General features: G+C 59.0%; 19 protein-coding genes and 2 pseudogenes. 10 read left to right on the top strand and 11 right to left on the bottom strand.

From position 1 onward, the window contains the following. The first annotated feature begins 1 nt into the window (after position 1). The 7 genes and pseudogenes from C8029_RS05940 (at position 2) to C8029_RS05920 (ending at position 7,467) form a co-directional block, all read left to right on the top strand. Entirely contained in the window at positions 2-1,684 is a 1,683-nt protein-coding gene (locus tag C8029_RS05940; RefSeq protein WP_009572167.1) for an ABC transporter ATP-binding protein, read from the top strand. A 45-nt stretch (positions 1,685-1,729) separates the two neighbouring features. Beyond that, a pseudogene (locus C8029_RS05935) lies at positions 1,730-2,952 on the top strand (NAD(P)/FAD-dependent oxidoreductase); the annotation flags it as partial. Between the two features lie 41 nt (positions 2,953-2,993). Beyond that, a pseudogene (locus tag C8029_RS05930) lies at positions 2,994-5,629 on the top strand (molybdopterin-dependent oxidoreductase). 6 nt (positions 5,630-5,635) lie between these two features. Further along, positions 5,636-6,589 (top strand): glycosyl transferase family protein, encoded by a 954-nt coding sequence (locus C8029_RS05925; protein ID WP_152002468.1) that lies wholly within the window; start codon positions 5,636-5,638, stop codon positions 6,587-6,589. 121 nt (positions 6,590-6,710) lie between these two features. Continuing rightward, positions 6,711-6,845 (top strand): hypothetical protein, encoded by a 135-nt coding sequence (locus C8029_RS22685; RefSeq protein ID WP_286189735.1) that lies wholly within the window; start codon positions 6,711-6,713, stop codon positions 6,843-6,845. Next, on the top strand, positions 6,845-7,003 hold the full coding sequence (locus C8029_RS21975) for a hypothetical protein (protein ID WP_193217599.1): 159 nt from the start codon (positions 6,845-6,847) through the stop codon (positions 7,001-7,003). Before C8029_RS22685 ends, C8029_RS21975 begins: the two co-directional genes overlap by 1 nt. A 53-nt stretch (positions 7,004-7,056) precedes the next feature. Then, a complete protein-coding gene (locus C8029_RS05920; RefSeq protein WP_009572172.1) occupies positions 7,057-7,467 on the top strand; it encodes a hypothetical protein in 411 nt (136 codons plus the stop codon). Positions 7,468-7,493: 26 nt separating this feature from the next. Here the strand turns inward: C8029_RS05920 and C8029_RS05915 are convergent, their stop codons facing one another. The 11 genes from C8029_RS05915 to ffh all read right to left on the bottom strand — a co-directional run bounded on the left by C8029_RS05915 (position 7,494) and on the right by ffh (position 14,844). After that, positions 7,494-8,306, bottom strand: coding sequence for a division plane positioning ATPase MipZ (locus tag C8029_RS05915; RefSeq protein ID WP_009572173.1), 813 nt, complete (start codon positions 8,304-8,306; stop codon positions 7,494-7,496). A gap of 281 nt (positions 8,307-8,587) precedes the next feature. After that, a complete protein-coding gene (gene rpmE, locus C8029_RS05910; RefSeq protein ID WP_009572174.1) occupies positions 8,588-8,809 on the bottom strand; it encodes a 50S ribosomal protein L31 in 222 nt (73 codons plus the stop codon). Between the two features lie 11 nt (positions 8,810-8,820). Next, positions 8,821-9,204: a 50S ribosomal protein L19 gene (gene rplS / locus C8029_RS05905; RefSeq protein WP_009572175.1), complete on the bottom strand. Its 384-nt coding sequence runs from the start codon at positions 9,202-9,204 to the stop codon at positions 8,821-8,823. A 251-nt stretch (positions 9,205-9,455) separates the two neighbouring features. Then, positions 9,456-10,289: a tRNA (guanosine(37)-N1)-methyltransferase TrmD gene (gene trmD, locus C8029_RS05900; protein ID WP_009572176.1), complete on the bottom strand. Its 834-nt coding sequence runs from the start codon at positions 10,287-10,289 to the stop codon at positions 9,456-9,458. Between the two features lie 180 nt (positions 10,290-10,469). Then, positions 10,470-10,655 (bottom strand): hypothetical protein, encoded by a 186-nt coding sequence (locus tag C8029_RS05895; RefSeq protein WP_009572177.1) that lies wholly within the window; start codon positions 10,653-10,655, stop codon positions 10,470-10,472. Further along, the gene (rimM, locus tag C8029_RS05890) at positions 10,652-11,161 is read right to left on the bottom strand and encodes a ribosome maturation factor RimM (protein ID WP_009572178.1); all 510 of its coding nucleotides are present in this window, start codon (positions 11,159-11,161) and stop codon (positions 10,652-10,654) included. Before rimM ends, C8029_RS05895 begins: the two co-directional genes overlap by 4 nt. Positions 11,162-11,196: 35 nt before the next feature. After that, entirely contained in the window at positions 11,197-11,841 is a 645-nt protein-coding gene (gene bluB, locus C8029_RS05885; protein ID WP_152002467.1) for a 5,6-dimethylbenzimidazole synthase, read from the bottom strand. A gap of 202 nt (positions 11,842-12,043) precedes the next feature. Then, positions 12,044-12,430, bottom strand: a complete 387-nt coding sequence (gene rpsP, locus C8029_RS05880; protein ID WP_009572180.1) for a 30S ribosomal protein S16 — start codon at positions 12,428-12,430, stop codon at positions 12,044-12,046. A gap of 49 nt (positions 12,431-12,479) precedes the next feature. Next, positions 12,480-12,779: a chorismate mutase gene (locus C8029_RS05875; protein ID WP_009572181.1), complete on the bottom strand. Its 300-nt coding sequence runs from the start codon at positions 12,777-12,779 to the stop codon at positions 12,480-12,482. Further along, positions 12,776-13,318 carry a GNAT family N-acetyltransferase gene (locus C8029_RS05870; protein WP_009572183.1) on the bottom strand — a complete coding sequence of 181 codons (543 nt, stop codon included), beginning with the start codon at positions 13,316-13,318 and terminating at the stop codon, positions 12,776-12,778. The genes C8029_RS05875 and C8029_RS05870 overlap by 4 nt, the downstream gene beginning before the upstream one ends. Positions 13,319-13,320: 2 nt before the next feature. Beyond that, a complete protein-coding gene (gene ffh / locus C8029_RS05865; protein ID WP_152002466.1) occupies positions 13,321-14,844 on the bottom strand; it encodes a signal recognition particle protein in 1,524 nt (507 codons plus the stop codon). 324 nt (positions 14,845-15,168) lie between these two features. On the opposite strand from ffh, the gene C8029_RS05860 reads away from it, so the two are divergent. The 3 genes from C8029_RS05860 to C8029_RS05850 form a co-directional block, all read left to right on the top strand. Further along, positions 15,169-15,969 carry a glycosyltransferase family protein gene (locus tag C8029_RS05860; RefSeq protein WP_152002465.1) on the top strand — a complete coding sequence of 267 codons (801 nt, stop codon included), beginning with the start codon at positions 15,169-15,171 and terminating at the stop codon, positions 15,967-15,969. Positions 15,970-16,045: 76 nt separating this feature from the next. Beyond that, a complete protein-coding gene (locus C8029_RS05855) occupies positions 16,046-16,951 on the top strand; it encodes a LysR family transcriptional regulator (protein WP_152002464.1) in 906 nt (301 codons plus the stop codon). 112 nt (positions 16,952-17,063) lie between these two features. Then, on the top strand, positions 17,064-17,794 hold a 731-nt coding region (locus C8029_RS05850; protein WP_226946248.1), incomplete at its 3' end, for a DMT family transporter.

Here is a 17,794-nt window from a genome sequence, read left to right as displayed (position 1 = left end):
CATGAGCATTCTCACATTCGACAATGTCTCCAAAGGCTTCGGTCAGGGTCTCACGCGCTCCGAGGTGTTGAAACATATCAACCTCGACGTGAAAGAGGGCGAGTTCCTTGTGCTCTTGGGCTTTTCCGGGTCGGGCAAGACCACGCTGATCAATCTGATGGCCGGGCTTGAAACGCCGTCTGAGGGGACCGTGTCGTTTAAGGGCAAGCCGATCACCGGGCCGGGGCCTGAGCGTGGCTTGATCTTTCAAAGCTATTCTTTGATGCCTTGGCTGACGGTCAGCGGCAATGTGCGCTTGGCGGTGGATACGATCTTTCCGGGTCTGTCCAATGCCGAGAAAGAGGCCAAGGTCGATCACTATGTCGGCATGGTTGGCCTGTCGCATGCCGCCGCGCGCCGCCCCGCTGAATTGTCGGGTGGGATGCGCCAGCGCGTCAACGTTGCCCGCGCCTTGGCGATGAACCCTGAGGTTCTGTTGCTCGATGAGCCGCTGTCGGCGCTTGACGCCCTGACCCGCGCCAATCTGGCCGATGAGATCGAACATATCTGGGAGGCGGATCAAAAGACCTGTGTCCTGATCACCAATGATGTCGACGAGGCCATTCTTTTGGCCGACCGGATCATTGCGCTCAATCCCGATGGGACGCTGGGCCAAGAGTTCACGGTCACCATTCCGCGCCCGCGCGACCGGATTGCGATGAATACGGATGATGGGTTTAAAATGCTGCGCGCGCGAGTGACCAAATATCTGATGGATGTCGGGATCGAAAGCAAAGCCGAGGGCACCAAGGTTCTGCCCAATGTCATGCCGATCCATTCGGTACCCGCCGCCGTCGCCAAGGCACAAGAAGGCATGATCGAAGACCGCTTCCTCGATTTCTCGCAAATCCATAAAATCTATCCCACCCCCAAAGGTCCGCTGACCGTGGTTGAAAATTTCGACCTGAAAGTGAACCGGGGTGAGTTCATTTCGATCATCGGCCATTCGGGATGCGGCAAGTCCACGGTCCTGACCATGGCGGCAGGGCTCAATGACATCTCCAAAGGCGTGATCAAACTCGACGGTTATGAAGTGCGCGGGGCGGACCCGGAACGCGCCGTGGTGTTTCAGTCGCCGAACCTGTTCCCCTGGCTCACCGCCAAGGAAAACGTGGCGATTGGGGTGGACAAGGTCTATCCGAAAGCCTCGCAGGCCGAGCGTCAGGACGTGATCGAATATTACCTCGAACGGGTCGGTCTGGCCGATGCGATGGACAAAGAGGCCGCGTCGATGTCGAATGGCATGAAACAACGCGTCGGCATCGCCCGCGCTTTTGCCCTGTCGCCGAAACTGCTGTTGTTGGATGAACCGTTCGGCATGCTCGATAGCCTCACGCGCTGGGAGCTGCAGGAGGTGTTGATGGAGGTCTGGGAGCGCACCAAAGTCACCGCGATCTGTGTCACCCATGACGTCGATGAGGCGATTTTGCTTTCGGACCGGGTGGTGATGATGACCAACGGCCCACAGGCGACCATCGGCAAAATCACCGACGTCAAACTGCCCCGCCCGCGCACCCGCAAGGCGCTGTTGGAACACCCGGATTATTACCACTACCGCCAAGAGGTGCTCGATTTCTTGGAGGAGTACGAACATGGCGCCAAGCCCAAATCCATTCCGACCCCAAAAGCCGTTGCGGCGGAGTGATCTCGATGGATGATCCGAGCATTTTTTTCGTCGGGGGGGCCTCTGATGCCACAGCGGCTTGTCATCGTCGGGGCGGGGATGGCCTCTGGGCGACTGTTGGAGCATCTGTTGGCGCAGGCCCCTGAGCCTTCGACATCACCCTGTTCAATGCCGAGCCGCGCGGCACCTATAATCGCCTGATGCTTTCGCCCGTTTTGGCCGGGGAGATAAGCTATGACGAGATCGTCACCCATGATGATGCATGGTACGCTCACCATAACGTGACCTGCCGCTTTGGCGAATGGGTCATCGCGATTGACCGCGAGGGCAAGCGGGTGATCGGTACAAAGGGTGCGGTGCCCTATGATCGTTTGGTCATCGCCACCGGCTCGACCCCCTACATCCCGCTGCTTTCGGGGCATGATCTGCCCGGTGTGATCGCCTACCGTGATGTTGAAGACACCGACCGGATGATCGGGTTGGGCGCGGGGTCCAAGGCGGTGGTGATCGGTGGCGGGCTTTTGGGGCTTGAAGCTGCGGCGGGGATGGCGGCGCGCGGGGTTGAGGTCACCGTGGTGCAGCGGGCGGGTCATCTGATGAATCGCCAACTCGATGCGCCAGCCGCCGAACTGTTGCAACAGGCGCTTGAGGCGCGCGGCATCACCGTCCGTTGCAATGCCCAGTCGCAAGAAATCCTGGCCGATGCCGCCGGACAGGCGCGGGCGCTGCGCTTGGCCGATGGCTCTGAACTCCCCTGCGATCTGGTGCTGATGGCCGTTGGGATTGTGCCCTCTGTCGGCCTTGCGCGTGAGGCGGGGTTGAGGGTCGGGCAGGGGGTTTGTGTCGATGATCAACTCGCCACCTCTGATCCATCCATCTATGCGTTGGGCGAATGTGTTGAACACCGGGGCGCGGTCTTTGGTCTTGTCGCGCCGCTGTTTGATCAGGCCAAAGTACTGGTCCAAACCCTGCGCGATCTGCCCGGCTGTTTCGTCAACAAAGACGTCTCCACCAAGTTGAAAGTCACGGGCTGCGATCTCTTTTCCGCTGGCGATTTTTCCGAGGCGGAGAGGCGTGAGAGCATCGTCTTTTCCGATCTGCGCGCAGGCGTTTACAAACGTTTGGTGATTGAAAACAACCGTCTGATCGGCGCGGTGATATACGGCGACACCCAGGATGGTGGCTGGTTTTTCAACCTGATCCGCGACGGTGTCGATGTGTCTGCGCTGCGCGACACATTGATTTTTGGCCCGGCCTATCAGGACGCGCCCAAACCCGAACCCGCTGCGCCTGCGCCGGTTGATGTACCCGTTTTGATGGAGGTTTTGGCATGAAACGCCCCCAATCCGCCTGTTCTTTGCGCTCGACCTGCCCCTATTGCGGGGTCGGGTGTGGCGTCCTTTTGGCGGTCGATGATCAAGGCGCGCTGGAGGTCCGGGGCGATCCCGATCACCCGGCCAATTTCGGGCGGCTCTGTTCCAAAGGCTCGGCTTTGGGCGAAACCGTCTCCCTCGACGACCGCCTTTTGACGCCGCGCGTCCATGGCCAAGACACAGATTGGGACAGCGCGCTGGATTTGGTCGCAACGACGTTCAAAGACACCATCGCCAAACACGGGCCAGATTCGGTTGCCTTTTACGTCTCGGGTCAATTGTTGACCGAGGATTACTATGTCGCCAACAAGTTGATGAAAGGCTTTATCGCTCCGCCAATATCGACACCAATTCGCGCCTTTGCATGGCCTCGACCGTGGCCGGGCACAAACGCGCCTTTGGCACCGACACGGTGCCGGGCACCTATGAGGATCTGGACGAGGCCGATGTGATCGTGCTCACCGGATCGAACCTCGCGTGGTGTCACCCGGTGCTCTATCAACGTATCCTTGCCACCCGCAAAGCGCGCCCGGATCAGAAACTCGTGGTCATCGACCCACGCCGTACCGCCTCTTGCGATCTGGCGGATTTGCATCTGCCGCTGGCGCTTGGTTCGGATGTGGCTCTGTTCAACGGGCTTTTGGCCGAGATCGAAAAACGCGGCCTGATTGATGCGGAGTTTGCCAAATATGTCTCCGGACTGGATGCAGCTTTAGTGAGCGCACGCGCCGATGATCTCGCGGCCACCGGCCTCTCTGATGACGTTCTGGCCGAGTTCTTCGATCTCTGGTGCGGTACGAAAAAGGTTGTCACGATCTTTTCCCAAGGCGTCAATCAATCCTCGTCGGGCACCGATAAAGTCAACGCCATCACCAATTGCCACCTCGCCACCGGGCGGATCGGCAAGCCGGGGATGGGGCCGTTTTCCGTCACTGGCCAACCCAACGCCATGGGCGGGCGCGAGGTCGGCGGATTGGCCAATATGTTGGCCTGTCACCTCGATCTCGAGAATGCCGATCATCGCAACGCGGTCAAAGACTTTTGGTCCGCTCCTGTCATGCCAGAGGTTGCGGGGCTGAAAGCGGTTGAGATGTTCAAGGCGGTGGGCGAGGGCAAGATCAAGGCGCTCTGGATCATTCACACCAACCCCGCCGTCTCCATGCCCGATGCCGATAAAGTGCGCGATGCCATTGCCGGATGCGATTTTGTCGTGGTTTCCGACATCACCGTCGCCACAGACACCGCCCGTTTGGCGCATGTGCTTTTGCCCGCGACCGGATGGGGCGAAAAGGACGGCACGGTGACCAATTCGGACCGGATGATGTCGCGTCAACGTGCGGTTTTGCCGGCGCCGGGATTGGCCCGCCCCGATTGGCATCAACTGGCCGAAGTCGGACGGCGCATGGGCTTCAACGCCGCGTTTGAATATGAAACCCCGGCGGAGATTTTCCGCGAATATGCGGCCCTTTCGGGGATTGCGGGCGGCTTTGGCCGCGATTTTGACATATCCGGCCTCGCGGACCTCTCGAACACCGCTTATGCCGATCTTGCGCCGACCCGTTGGCCGGTTTCAAGCGGCAAAAAGGGCGGTCGCTTCTTTGCCGATGGCGGGTTTTTCACCCCTGATGGCAAGGGGCGGATGCTGCCCGTGGCGTGGAAACCGCCGGTGGCCAAAACGGAGAAACGTTACCCGTTCCGTCTGAACACCGGGCGCATTCGCGATCAATGGCATACGATGACCCGCACTGCGCGCTCACCACGTCTGTCGGCGCATTTGGCCGAACCTTTCGTGGAAATTCACCCAGAGGATGCGAGCGCACAGGGTATTGGCCCGACCGCATTGGTCCTGCTCAAAACCCCGAATGGCCGGGCGATCGTGCGCGCGATGATCACGGATCGGACTCCCAAAGGCGAGGTTTTTGTACCGATGCACTGGACCGGGGAAAATGCCCCCTCGGGGCGGATTGACGCTTTGGTGCCCTCGGTCACGGACCCGATTTCCGGCCAACCCGAAAGCAAAGGCGCAGTGGTTTCGGTCACGCCCTTTGCCGCCAAATGGTACGGCTTTGCCATTTCGCAAATGCCGATCAAACCGAAATACGACTATTGGGCCTTGGCCAAAACCTATGCCGGATACCGGGTTGAATTGGCCGGGATGACCGTGCCCGAAGATTGGGTCGAAGAGGCGCGCAGGCTGTTTGGTCTGCCCGATGCCGATGTTCAAACCATGTTGGACCCGGCCAAAGGCACGGCGCGGGTGGCATTTCATGTCGGCGGTGCCTTGGTCGCCGCTTTGTTCGTCTCACGCACGCCCGTCGCAGTGATGCGCGACTATCTGGCGGCTCTGCCGGGCCAGGAGGTGCCGGGTGTGTTGGCGGGCAAGTCGCCTGCCAATCAACCGGACCCCGGTCCGGTGCTCTGCTCTTGTTTTAATGTCGGGATCAACACTATCTTGGCGGCAATTGAAACGCGCGGGTTGATGAGCGTGGAGGCGATTGGCGCGGCATTGGATGCGGGCACGAACTGTGGCTCCTGTCGCCCGGAAATTTCCGCCCTCATCGCCAAGGCCCAAACCAAAGAAGCCGCTGAGTGAGCCCCGATGAGCATTGCTGAATTTGTCCGCATTCTGGGCCGTGGCCCCGGTCGGTCCCGATCCTTGACTTTTGAGGAGGCGCAAGAGGCGCTGTCGCGGGTGTTGCGTGGGGAGGCGGCACCCGAAAGCGTCGGCGCGATGCTGATGCTGATGCGGATGAAAGGCGAGGTGCCCGGCGAGATCGCTGGCTTTACCGCCGCGTTGCGTGCCGGGTTGACCGCCGTGCCGAGGCCGGATTTGGACTGGCCGTCCTATGCCGCCGGACGCACGCGCGGCTTGCCGTGGTTTTTGCTTTCGGCGCGGCTGATCGCTTTGGGCGGGCATCAGGTTTTGATGCATGGCTGGAACGGGCTGGGCGAAAACGGTCATTTGATCCGCGAGGGCCTGGCCTTTGCCGGGATCGAGAGTTGCGGCAGTCCGATTGCGGCGCGCGACACGATGGCGCGCGCGGGTATTGCCTATCTGCCGCTGGAAAATTTCTCGCCCGAGCTGTTGCGCCTGTTGCAATTGCGCGCCGATTTTGGCCTGCGGTCTTGCCTCAACACCGTGGCGCGGATGCTCAACCCCGGCGGTGCGCGGGCCTCGGTCCAAGGTGTGTTTCACCCGCCCTACCGAGAGCTTCAGGCCGATGCCTCTGCCCTTTTGGGCCTGCCCGCGATGACGGTGATCAAAGGCGGCGGCGGCGAATTTGAACGCAACCCGTCAAAGGACATTCAGGCCTTTGGCTTGCGCAATGGGCAGAGTTGGGAGGCGCTTTTCCCGCCTGCCGGGGAGGAGGCGCGCCGGTTGAACGATGGCGAAACGGAGCTGTCACGCCTGTCTGATCTGTGGCACGGGCGTCTGGATGATCCGTTTGCCGAGGCGATTGTCCTCTCCACCGCAGCTCTGGCGCTTGACACATTGGGCGAGGTGGCGCCGGAGGAGACGGCGCACAGGCTTTGGGCCCATCGCTTGGCGTAAACGTGGCATTGGGTGCCCTGTCTTTACCTTAAATTCCCTCGGCTTTTACCATGCCCTTGCCCGATTTTTGCCGTTTTACACCAGCACTGTGAGGGCATGACAGGCGATGGAGGCCCGGAACATGGACTATGCACTCGACTATGCACATATGGCACAAGAGGCGCTGACACAGTGGATGGCGGGGCTGGATGCTGCTGATCAGGTGACGATGATGGCGATTGGATTTGGCCTGATGATCTTTGCGGTCGCAGCCTGATGATCCAACGCCACCGCGAGGCCAAAGCACAGCACCCGACCCGCAGCACGCTGGTTGAGGAGAGCGCGAGCTATGTGACCCCCGGCGAACGCCATATTGCGCCTGCGGGCAAGCAAAAGGGCGATGCGTTCCTGCGCCGGCTTGATCACTTGGCCTAACCAAAAATGGCCTAACATTCTCATTGTATTCAGATATTTTCCACGAGCGTTTTATGTATAAATTGGTTCTTCAGGCGGTTTTATTTTCGGCACTGGCGATTGGATTCGTCGTCTTTAAATCAGACGGCTTGCGTCAGGCGGCGCAGACCGGGGACATCTCACACCTGTCCTCAACCAGCGTAGCCGCCGCGTCCTATATGTCGTTGACCGATCAGCTTTCGGGCAAGTCTGGCCATGCTTCCGCAGGCTACGGTATATATGATGCCTATGGCAGCCCGAGCCAACCGTGGTACGCCAAATATGACCCGCGTCAGCTATGGCGCGCGCACCCGAGACAGATCAAATTGAACCCCAAAACCATCCTCGCACCGCACAGTGACGGGGAGAGCCCCGACAGCCTTGCCGCGCAACTTGCCAAAAAGGGATTGAATGCTGAAGATGTGAGCGTGGTCAAATTGAACTGAGCGGCTCGCGCCCGGTTCAAACCTGATCAAAAATCGACGTCAACATTGGGTAATTTCAGCTCTTTCATCAAGTCGCGAAGCTCCTGACGGGCGGCAACGTTGGAAATATTGAGCGCCGATTTCACACCGATGTCTTTCAAATCCAAAAGCGTCAGACCGCGCGGGAACAGTTCGCGGTAAATCACCCGCTCGGAAAACCCCGGCGCGACGCGGAACCCGATCCGTTTCGCCAGCTCCTCCATCGCGTCACCGATCTTTTTCTTGTTGTGCATCTGTTGCGCGCCCAAACGGTTGCGCAAGACCACCCATTCGATCGGTTTCAACCCGGCCTGTGCCCGCAATTGCCGGGCGTTCCAGACCATTTCGGAATAGACGGAAGGGCCGAGAATTTTGTTGGTGTCAGGATCAACCCGCGCCAAAAGGTCAAAGTCGATGAAACTGTCATTCATCGGCGTGATCAACGTGTCGGCCAGCGAATGCGCCACCTGAGACAGGCGGGTGTGTGAGCCGGGACAGTCGATCAGGATGAAGTCACAGGATTCCTCAAGCCCGGTCACGGCCATCGACAGACGACGATCATAGATGTTCTCGCCCTCGGCCAAATCCGCGGCCTCGATTTGTGGCAGGTCGCGATATTCGGGCGTCGGAAGGTCCATGCCTTCACGCACGCAATAGGACAGGCGATTTTCCAAATAGCGGGCGAATGTTTTTTGGCGCAGATCCAGATCCAGCGCGCCCACCCGTAGGCCCAGACGGGACAAAGCCGTTGCCACATGCATGGACACGGTTGACTTCCCGGCCCCGCCCTTTTCGTTCCCGACGATGATAATATGCGCCACGTCCCGTATTCCCACTTCTCTCGGCGCGCTTGTTGGTCTGCGCGCTCATGTCGTTTGAGTTCTTGTATGCCGTTGTTCGGGGCTTTTGTTCAAGTGCGATCAACACGCGGGAAGGGGCAACCTCAGGGCCGTTGCCGAAATGTGGCATTGCTGCGCGGGGGGGGGGGCTGGTTTGGTCGAAGCCCAGAGATGCGGGCAGGACTGGAAAAGAGGGACAGTGTGCTCGCAACGAAAAACGCCGCCCCATGGGGCGGCGTTGATCATCATAAACGGGGATTGGCTTAAAAGCCGAGGCCCGCATATTTGTTTTTGAACTTCGACACGCGACCGCCAGCATCCATAAGGCGCGAGCTGCCGCCGGTCCATGCCGGGTGCACGGTCGGGTCGATGTCGAGGGCAAGCTGGTCGCCTTCGTTGCCCCAGGTGGAGCGCATCTGAAGGATCGTGCCGTCGGTCATTTTGACGTCGATGAAGTGGTATTCGGGGTGTGTATCTTTTTTCATCGGTCAGATCCTTACGCGTCTGCGCCGGAAAGCGGCTTGTAATTGGTGACTTCGGCGATACGTGCGGATTTGCCACGACGATCACGGAGGTAGTACAGTTTGGCGCGACGCACACGGCCACGACGCACAACTTCGATCGACTCGATGTTGGTCGAGAACAGCGGGAACACACGTTCCACGCCTTCGCCAAAGGAGATTTTACGCACGGTGAAAGAGCCAGCGATGCCCTTGCCGTTTTTGCGGGAGATGCAGACACCTTCGTAGTTCTGCACACGGGTGCGCGTGCCTTCGGTCACTTTGTAACCGACGCGGATGGTGTCACCGGCTTTGAAATCCGGGATGGTCTTGCCGAGGGCAGCAATCTGCTCGGCTTCCAGTTGGGCGATAAGGTTCATCGCTTTACTCCAATGATGCTCACGGTTTTGGCCCGTGAAGGTTTACGCGTCCTCAGAGCTCTGTGTCTTCTATCGGGTCCGCTGATGCGCCCGCCAGAGGTTCAGGTCGTCTTTGCTTTGGTCATTTTCCGGGTCTCAGGTGATGCCGAAGAAAACATCAGACCAAAGAAAAAAGATCCGCGAACCGATTCCGGTCCCGGATGGGCGGTGTATAGGGCCATCCAGCCATTCGATCAAGAGGGTTTTCCCCTTTATTTGTTGGATTTTTCGGCCTCATAGGCCGCCCACATGTCCGGCCTGCGTTCGCGGGTGATTTTTTCGGACATCTTTTGCCGCCACTCCGCAATTTTACCGTGATGACCCGACATCAACACCTCTGGGATCGGCATGCCGCGCCACTCAGCGGGTTTGGTGAATTGCGGATGTTCCAAAAGGCCGTTGGAATGGCTTTCGTCTTCGATGCTCTCGGCATTGCCCAAAACGCCGGGCAAAAGCCGCACCGTGGCGTCGATCATCGCCTGTGCTGCGATCTCGCCGCCAGTGAGGACGAAATCGCCAAGAGAGACCTCTTCGATGCCGTAGTGAAACAGCACCCGGTCATCGACGCCCTCAAAGCGGCCACAGATCATCGTGATCCCGCGCGCCTTGGACCAACGTTTCGCCGTCGCCTGATCAAACCGTTTGCCGCGTGGCGACAGGTACACCAGCGGCCAGTCTTCGCGGTTGGGCGGTGTGCCGTTCATGGCAAAGTCAATCGCCCGGCCCATCACGTCAGGGCGCAGCACCATCCCCGCACCGCCCCCCGCAGGCGTGTCATCGACATTGCGGTGTTTGCCCTCGCCAAACTCGCGCAGGTGGATTTGCTCCAACTGCCATGTGCCCTCTTGCAATGCTTTGCCGGTCAGGCTTTCGCCCAAGACTCCCGGAAAGGCCTCAGGAAACAGCGTGATGATTTTTGCTTTCCACACCCCCATCAGGTCCGGCGTGTTGGTCATCAACTCGCGCGGCGCCACGGTGGGGCGCACGGCGAGGCGGCCATGGGATTTCATCGGCTTTGGGGCGGTGGAGTCGGATTCGTCAGACATACCGCCATATAGCCGTGCCCAAGAGATGCGCCAAGGGCGAAAGGAAACGTGAAAGCTGATCCGCTTTAGGTGCCGTTGGGTTTACAATCGCCTCCTGCGCCATTTGATAGGCGGGGATCTTCGATGTCCAACAGCGAAAAGAAATCAATGGCGCGGGCTGAGACCTTGGTCTTGGTGGCTTTAGGCGTTACCGCGATGGCCCGACAAACCGAGAACCGCGTACCATCGCGGCGTCAAAAGCACGCGGTCTTGTAGGTCGGCTTCAACATGCGGCGCAAGATGGCCACGTTGCGAAACGAAAATGTCTTGGAGCGTCGTCGCGCCGGTTTTGTGAAACCCGGCATGGATGAGAATCCGTCGGCTCACTCAAACAGCCCCTCCGGCGGGTCCGCGATGATCCGGCCAGACGCCAAATCCACCGTCGGCACAACCGCCATCGTAAATGGCATCAACACCGAGGCTTTCAACGCAGGCCCTGAGACTTCCAACAAATCACCCGCGCCGTGGTTAAGCACATTACTCACCGTGCCCAACACCGCGCCGCCCGTATCCAGTACAGTCAGCCCGATCAAGTCGGCGTGGTAATATTCGTCGTCGGGCAATGAGGGCAAAACGTCCCGCTCGGCATAAAGCACGACGCCTTTGAGTGCGTCGGCCTCTTCCTTGGTGGTCACACCTTCCAGATCGGCGGCAAAGCCGTTCTTGATCGCGCGGGTGAGGGTGAGGTTATAGGTGGTTTTACCGTCCTCAGAGGTGAGGGGCGAGTAGTCGCCAATCGCCTCGGGATCAGCGCAGAAACTTTTGATCCGCACTTCGCCATGAACGCCAAACGCGCCCGCAATGGCGCCAACGATGATTCTTGTATCCGTCATATCCAACTCTCGACTGGCCTTTGCGGCGCTTCAGATTAACGGTCCAGAATGTCCGGGCAAGGGTGACGTTTTTCCCACCCAAGGCGTTCCAGTTCCGGCAGTTCCGTGTCTTCTTCGGGGTGCCCGATGCAAAGATAGCCGATCAGGCTCCATGTGTCTGCCACCTCAAGGTCGCGGCAGAGCGCCTTGGGGTCAAGGATCGAGACCCAGCCCAAACCAATGCCCTCGGCGCGCAGCATCAGCCAAAATTGCATGATTGCGGAGACCACGGAATAGCGCAGCATTTCGGGCATGGTGGCCACGCCCAAGCCTTTGCCCTCCGTTGTGGCCTCGTCACAAAATACCGCGATTTGCACCGGGGCTTCGCGCATCCCGGTCAGTTTCAACCCGGCATATTGTTTGGCGGTCTCGCCGCTATAGCCGGCCAGCGCGTCGGCATTGGCGGCCTCGAAATTCTCAAGCGCGGCTTTGCGCGCAGTTTCTGATGTCAGGCGCACAATCCGCCACGGTTGCGACAGACCAACCGAGGGCGCCAAGGTGAAGGCATCCAGGCATTTGGTCAGAACCGCCTCATCCACCGGATCGGTGCGAAACCGACGCACGTCCCGCCGCCAGCGCAACAGCGCATGCAGATCGTTTCGAAACGCCAGTGAAAACTGGCCGATGTGAGATGTCGTCATCTGTTTGATCCTGTATCGCATCCATCCGCCTCATGCCGCGTGAGGTGGCACCATAGGCAGGTCTTTCGGGTCAGAAAATCACCCCAAAGGGGAAACGCCGGACCTACCAAACGGCAGACCCGGCGCAGAACAGCAGGGGTCAGGTCAAAAGGCCTGGTGCCCCGTCCGATACCGATGCGGACGGGCCGCAGCGGTCCAGAGCTTATTCCTCAGCAGCAGCTTCGGCCGGAGCGGCAGCGGCTTCAGCGGCAGCAGCCACTTTTGCAGCTTTCTCTTCAGCGCGCTCGACGGCTTTTTTGCCCGGCTTGGCTTTGTTCGGGTTGGCGCGGACTTTTTTCTCAAGAACGCCAGCCGCTTCGAGCATACGTGCCAAACGGTCGGTCGGCTGTGCGCCTTGGCCGAGCCAATATTTCACGCGGTCGAGGTCCATTTTGACGCGATCTTCGGAGTCTTTCGGCAAGAGCGGGTTGTAGGTGCCCAGCTTTTCGATAAAGCGGCCATCACGCGGCATGCGCGCGTCGGATGCAACGATGGAATAGTGCGGGCGCTTTTTGGAACCGCCGCGGGCGAGACGAATTTTCATAGCCATGGTGTAATCTCCTGATTGAGCTATTGAGCTGAGACGTGTTTGAAAACGCTCAGCAATCCTGATGTTTTTCGTGGTGGTGAATGACTTCCTGAATGATGAATTTCAGGAATTCCTTTGCGAATTCCGGGTCTAGATCGGCACGTTTGGCCAAGTCTTCGAGCCGGGCAATTTGTTTGGCCTCCCGATCGGGATCGGAGGGCGGCAGGTCATGCGCGGCTTTGAGTTTGCCGACAGCCTGTGTGTGTTTGAACCGCTCGCCCAGCGTATAGACGAGGATCGCATCGAGCCGATCAATGCTTTCGCGATGCTCTTTGAGGATTTCCTGAGCGCGGGTGACATCATTGCTCATGCGTAGGCCTCCATTCCGCCGTCTTGCAACGCCTCTGGCGAGGGGTGGCGATAGACAAGGCAGTCCTCTTGATCGGGTGTGTCGGCGGTTGTGTCCAACGTCGCGCCCAGCCGTTCGGCCAGCGCAATCGAACGGACATTGCCCGCGTCGATGTAGGACACCAACGTGTCGTGACCCAGTTCGACATAGGCATAGGAGCGGGCCATTTCCGCGGCTTCAAAGGCGTAACCGTGGCCCTCAAACCCCTCCATCATGAACCAGCCGAGTTCGAGTTCCGGGAAATGCGGCGGTTTGTTGAGTGCAACCTGACCAACAAACGCCCCGTCTTTGAGCCGCTCAATGCCCCATGCGCCGTGACCGAAAAGATCCCATTGCGCGATGTCACCACAGAACGCGAACCAAGCCTGACGGCGGGTCAGCGGCCCATGCATAAACGTCGAGCGCTCGGAGGCGAACATGTCAGCGAAGTGATCGAAATCACTTGCAACATGGCCGCGCAACCGCAGGCGCTGGGTGTCTATGGTGGGGGCGAGCGTCATGACTATTTCTTTTTGCCCAGACCGGAGAGATTGGAGGGCAGGCCCATGCCGCCGCCCAGACCCGGAAGACCGCCCGGAAGGCCAGACATGCCCTTGGGCAATGCGCCAGAGAGCGCCTTGGTGGCTTCGGCCATTTTTGCCGGATCCATGTCTTCGAGACCTTCGGGGCCGCCTTTGCCAAACATGCCTTTGACCGCCTGTTTCAACATGCCGCCCTTGCCCATTTTGCCCATCTTTTTCATCATGTCCGCCATTTGGCGGTGCATTTTCAAAAGTTTGTTGAGCTCGGACACTTCAAGACCTGCACCCTTGGCGATCCGCTTTTTGCGTGAGGCCTGCAAGAGCGCCGGGTTGGCGCGTTCTTTTTTGGTCATGGATTGCACGAGGGCGATTTGGCGGGTGATGACCTTGTCGTCAAAGCCCGCATCGCTGACCTGCTTGGCCATTTTTCCCATGCCGGGCATCATCCCCATGATGCCTTCCATGCCGCCCATTTTCTGCATTTGTTCAAGCTGCATCTTCAGGTCGTTCATGTTGAACTGACCCTTTTGAAAGCGCTTCATCATCCGCTGGGCTTGGTCGGCCTCGATGGTTTCCTGTGCCTTTTCGACAAGCGCAACAATGTCGCCCATGCCTAGGATGCGACCCGCCACACGGTCCGGGTGGAACTCTTCGAGCGCGTCCATCTTTTCGCCCAAGCCGACGAATTTGATCGGCTTGCCGGTGACCGCACGCATGGAAAGCGCCGCACCCCCGCGACCGTCGCCATCCATCCGGGTCAACACGACGCCGGTGATGCCGATCCGGCCATCAAAGTTTTCGGCGGTGTGCACCGCATCTTGGCCGGTTAGACCGTCCACCACCAAAAGCGTCTCACGCGGCGCGGTGATGGCTTTGACCTCTTCGACCTCAGTCATCAACGCATCGTCAATGGACAAACGACCGGCGGTGTCGAGCATATAGACGTCATAGCCGCCCATCAGCGCCTGTTGTTTGGCGCGTTTGGCGATGTCAGCGGGCTTTTGTCCCGGCACGATCGGCAAAGTGTCGACGCCGATCTGATCGCCCAAGACCTTGAGCTGATCCATCGCCGCCGGACGATAGACGTCAAGCGAGGCCATCAACACGCGCTTGCCCTGTTTGTCTTTCAAACGCTTGGCAAGTTTCGCGGTGGTTGTGGTTTTACCACCACCTTGCAGACCGACCATCAAGATCGCGGCAGGCGGATTGTCGACCTTCAACTGACCGATTTCGGCACCGTCTCCGGCCAGAACCGCGATCAATTCGTCATGGACGATTTTGACAACTTGCTGACCCGGAGTCACGGATTTAGTGACGGCTTGGCCGGTGGCCTTGGCTTCAACCGCTTTGACGAAATCACGCGCCACGGGCAGCGAGACATCGGCCTCAAGCAGGGCCACACGCACTTCGCGCAGGGCGGTTTTTACATCGTCTTCGGACAAAGCACCCTGTTTGGTGAGCTTGTCGAAGACGCCAGAGAGGCGTTCGGACAGATTTTCAAACATGGGCCGTTCTCCTTTTTCGATCCGTTTTGGGATCAGGGGCCGTTAACGATGTGCTCTATGTGGGGACAGAGCGGCGAATTGCAAAGCCCAAATGCGGTTCCGCCCCCGTGGGCGTATAACGCTGACGGGGGGCGATCCTGGCACTCGGCCTGAGGACCGGAAGACACGACTTCCGGGGAATTTGATCCGGGCAATACGCGCCTGCGTATGGAGAGTCAAGACAATGAGGCGTCAGACCCGCGCACAACGCGCTGGTCGATGGGCCAAATCACTCTAATATTTAATCTACGGCTCAGGGGGAGAGACCAGATGAAGGACGCACAGATGACAGTCCGCGCACAAGACGCCTGTGAAACCGGGGTGCTTTATGTGGCGGGCGGGGCGGATTATGTGGATTTGGCGATCCAATCGGCGCGCTCCTTACGGGCACGGGACCCCGATATTGCCATTGATCTGGTCACCGACCTGCCGGAAAACCTGCCGCGGGATTTGTTTGATCGGGTCACCGCCTGTCCTGACATGCACCCGCGCGAGAAGCTGCGTGCCATGTCCGCCACCCGGTTTCAACGCACGCTCTATGTCGATTGCGACACGCTGTTTGTTGCACCTCTGGGCGATCTCTTCGCGGTACTGGATCGGTTTGAATGCGCGCTCACCCATGATGTGCGCCGCGATTGGGCGTTGATCCAGGAGGGACGCGACCACCAAACCCCTTATGCCTTTCCGCAACACAATTCTGGGGTGTTTCTCTATCGCCGCTCGGAACCGATGTGGGCGTTTCTGGCCGAATGGGCTGATCGGTTTTTCGCCGATGATGCGATTGAGCGCGATCAGATCATTCTCAAGGACCTGTTATGGGAAAGCGATTTGCGCTTTTACGTTTTGCCGCCCGAATTCAACCTGCGCCGGGTGACGGTCTTGGATGCGTGGGAGCCGCTGGATGCCCGCCCGACCATTCTCCATTCGCATCGGTTTCAGGACCACATGCGCGCCAAGGACGGTCAGGCCGCAGAACGCATTTCAACGCTGGAGACGCTTTTGGCGGTCGAACGGGTGGCCTTGGCGCAGGAATGGGATGCGGCGCTGCCTGAGCAGGCGCAGCGTTGGGCGCATTTGCGGAAATAAAGGAATGCCCTTGCAATTTTGAACGGACGGCGTGAGTGTGGCGGGAAAGCGTTCCTTGCTGCACATGAGGTTGTTGATGTCTGTTGAAAACTGGGATGAATTTCGCACCGCCTTTCAAGTTGCCAAAATGGGCACTGTCTCAGGGGCCGCTCAGGCGCTTGGTGTGCATCATGCCACCGTGATCCGCCATATCGATTCTTTGGAATCGCGCCTTGGGGTCAAACTGTTCCAACGTCATGCGCGCGGCTACACCTCGACTGAGGCCGGGCTTGATCTGTTGAAAATTGCCCAGACCACCGACGATCAGTTTTCGCAGCTCGTCTCACGCATCAAAGGCCGTGGTGAAAAGGTCGAGGGCGAATTGGTGATCACCTCCTTGCCCGGTGTCGCGCGGCTTATGGCGCCCGCGATTGCCGAGTTTCAGTACCAACACCAAGATCTCTATGTGCGCTATGTGATGGACGAACGTGTGCTGCGGCTGGAATATGGCGAGGCGCATGTTGCCATCCGCGCGGGCCTGCCGCCGCAGGAACCCGACAATGTGGTTCAGAAATTTTACAGCCAAGCCTTTGGCCTCTACGCGCATGAGACTTACCTTGAACGCTATGGCCGGCCCGATGACGCCGATCTCACAACCAAGCTGCGCTTCGTCGCCTTGGACAACAAGACCTCGCGCGCACCTTTCATGATTTGGATGAATGAGAATGTCGCCGATGATCGGGTGGTGTTTCGCACCTCTGATGGCGAAGCCCTGGCCGAGGCTGTCATAGCGGGGGCAGGTGCCGGGTTCATGCCGACATGGCGGGGTGAGCGGACGTCCGGGTTGGTACAACTGATGCCTCCCACGCCGGAGCTGGAAAGTCAGGGGTGGCTGGTGACCCATGTCGATCTGCATCGCACCGCCAAGGTGCAGGCTTTTCTAAAGTTTTTGAAAGCCTATGCGAAGGACATGGAAGATTTGCCCGAAAGATACTCGGCGTGATGACAACGCACGTCACGGCCCCTGTGCGCGTGCGGGCAATGGACGCGCCCGCACCGTTTCGGTAAGGGGCATGGGGCCAGTTGATCGCAACTGGTTTCACAGGGAGCCTCTCGTGCCACACAAAGCTTCTGCCAATGACCGGCGCAACGGGCATCTTGCGATGCTCACCTTCTCTTTCCTCGTTGCCGGGTCCTTTTCGCTTGGGGCCATGGCTGCCAATGAAATCACCCCGCTTGCGATCAATGGGGTGCGTTTTGTTCTGGCCGCGCTGATCGTGGGTGTTTTGGCGCTTGTGACCGGTGGCATTCCGCGCGCGTCTTTCAAACAGCCATGGCGCTACGCCATTCTCGGCGGGATTTTCGCGCTGTATTTCGTGATGATGTTTGTCGGATTGAAAACGGCCACACCTGTCTCCGCCTCGGCCGTTTTTACCCTGACCCCGGTTTTGGCCGCGTTCTTTGGCTATCTCATCATGCGCCAAATCACCACGCGCCGCATTGCCGTGGCTTTGGCCATTGGTGCCGCGGGTGCGCTTTGGGTGATTTTCAGGGCGGATCTCAAGGCGCTTTTGGCGTTTCAAATCGGCAAAGGCGAGGCGCTGTATTTCATCGGCGTTGTCGCTCATGCGATCTACACACCTTTGGTGCCGCGTCTGCACCGGGGCGAGCGTACCTTTGTCTTTACCTTCTTTATCCTTTCCGCAGCCTCCATCGTGATCCTCGCGTTCGGCTGGCGCGATATTCTGGCCACCGATTGGGCCGCGCTGCCCTCGATCGTCTGGATCACCTTGGCCTATCTCGCTGTTGTCGCCACCACCATCACCGCCTCGCTTTTGGCCTTTGC

The organism is Roseobacter sp. TSBP12 (assembly GCF_009129705.1).
Classification (GTDB): domain Bacteria; phylum Pseudomonadota; class Alphaproteobacteria; order Rhodobacterales; family Rhodobacteraceae; genus Celeribacter; species Celeribacter baekdonensis_A.
This window is presented reverse-complemented; position numbering and strand designations above follow the sequence as displayed.

Coding starts and splice junctions, on each gene's coding strand:
- C8029_RS05940 (WP_009572167.1), top strand. CDS start 2: ATGAGCATTCTCACATTCGACAATGTCTCCAAAGGCTTCGGTCAGGGT.
- C8029_RS05925 (WP_152002468.1), top strand. CDS start 5,636: ATGAGCATTGCTGAATTTGTCCGCATTCTGGGCCGTGGCCCCGGTCGG.
- C8029_RS22685 (WP_286189735.1), top strand. CDS start 6,711: ATGGACTATGCACTCGACTATGCACATATGGCACAAGAGGCGCTGACA.
- C8029_RS21975 (WP_193217599.1), top strand. CDS start 6,845: ATGATCCAACGCCACCGCGAGGCCAAAGCACAGCACCCGACCCGCAGC.
- C8029_RS05920 (WP_009572172.1), top strand. CDS start 7,057: ATGTATAAATTGGTTCTTCAGGCGGTTTTATTTTCGGCACTGGCGATT.
- rpmE (WP_009572174.1), bottom strand. CDS start 8,809: ATGAAAAAAGATACACACCCCGAATACCACTTCATCGACGTCAAAATG.
- rplS (WP_009572175.1), bottom strand. CDS start 9,204: ATGAACCTTATCGCCCAACTGGAAGCCGAGCAGATTGCTGCCCTCGGC.
- trmD (WP_009572176.1), bottom strand. CDS start 10,289: ATGTCTGACGAATCCGACTCCACCGCCCCAAAGCCGATGAAATCCCAT.
- rimM (WP_009572178.1), bottom strand. CDS start 11,161: ATGACGGATACAAGAATCATCGTTGGCGCCATTGCGGGCGCGTTTGGC.
- bluB (WP_152002467.1), bottom strand. CDS start 11,841: ATGACGACATCTCACATCGGCCAGTTTTCACTGGCGTTTCGAAACGAT.
- rpsP (WP_009572180.1), bottom strand. CDS start 12,430: ATGGCTATGAAAATTCGTCTCGCCCGCGGCGGTTCCAAAAAGCGCCCG.
- C8029_RS05875 (WP_009572181.1), bottom strand. CDS start 12,779: ATGAGCAATGATGTCACCCGCGCTCAGGAAATCCTCAAAGAGCATCGC.
- C8029_RS05870 (WP_009572183.1), bottom strand. CDS start 13,318: ATGACGCTCGCCCCCACCATAGACACCCAGCGCCTGCGGTTGCGCGGC.
- ffh (WP_152002466.1), bottom strand. CDS start 14,844: ATGTTTGAAAATCTGTCCGAACGCCTCTCTGGCGTCTTCGACAAGCTC.
- C8029_RS05860 (WP_152002465.1), top strand. CDS start 15,169: ATGACAGTCCGCGCACAAGACGCCTGTGAAACCGGGGTGCTTTATGTG.
- C8029_RS05855 (WP_152002464.1), top strand. CDS start 16,046: ATGTCTGTTGAAAACTGGGATGAATTTCGCACCGCCTTTCAAGTTGCC.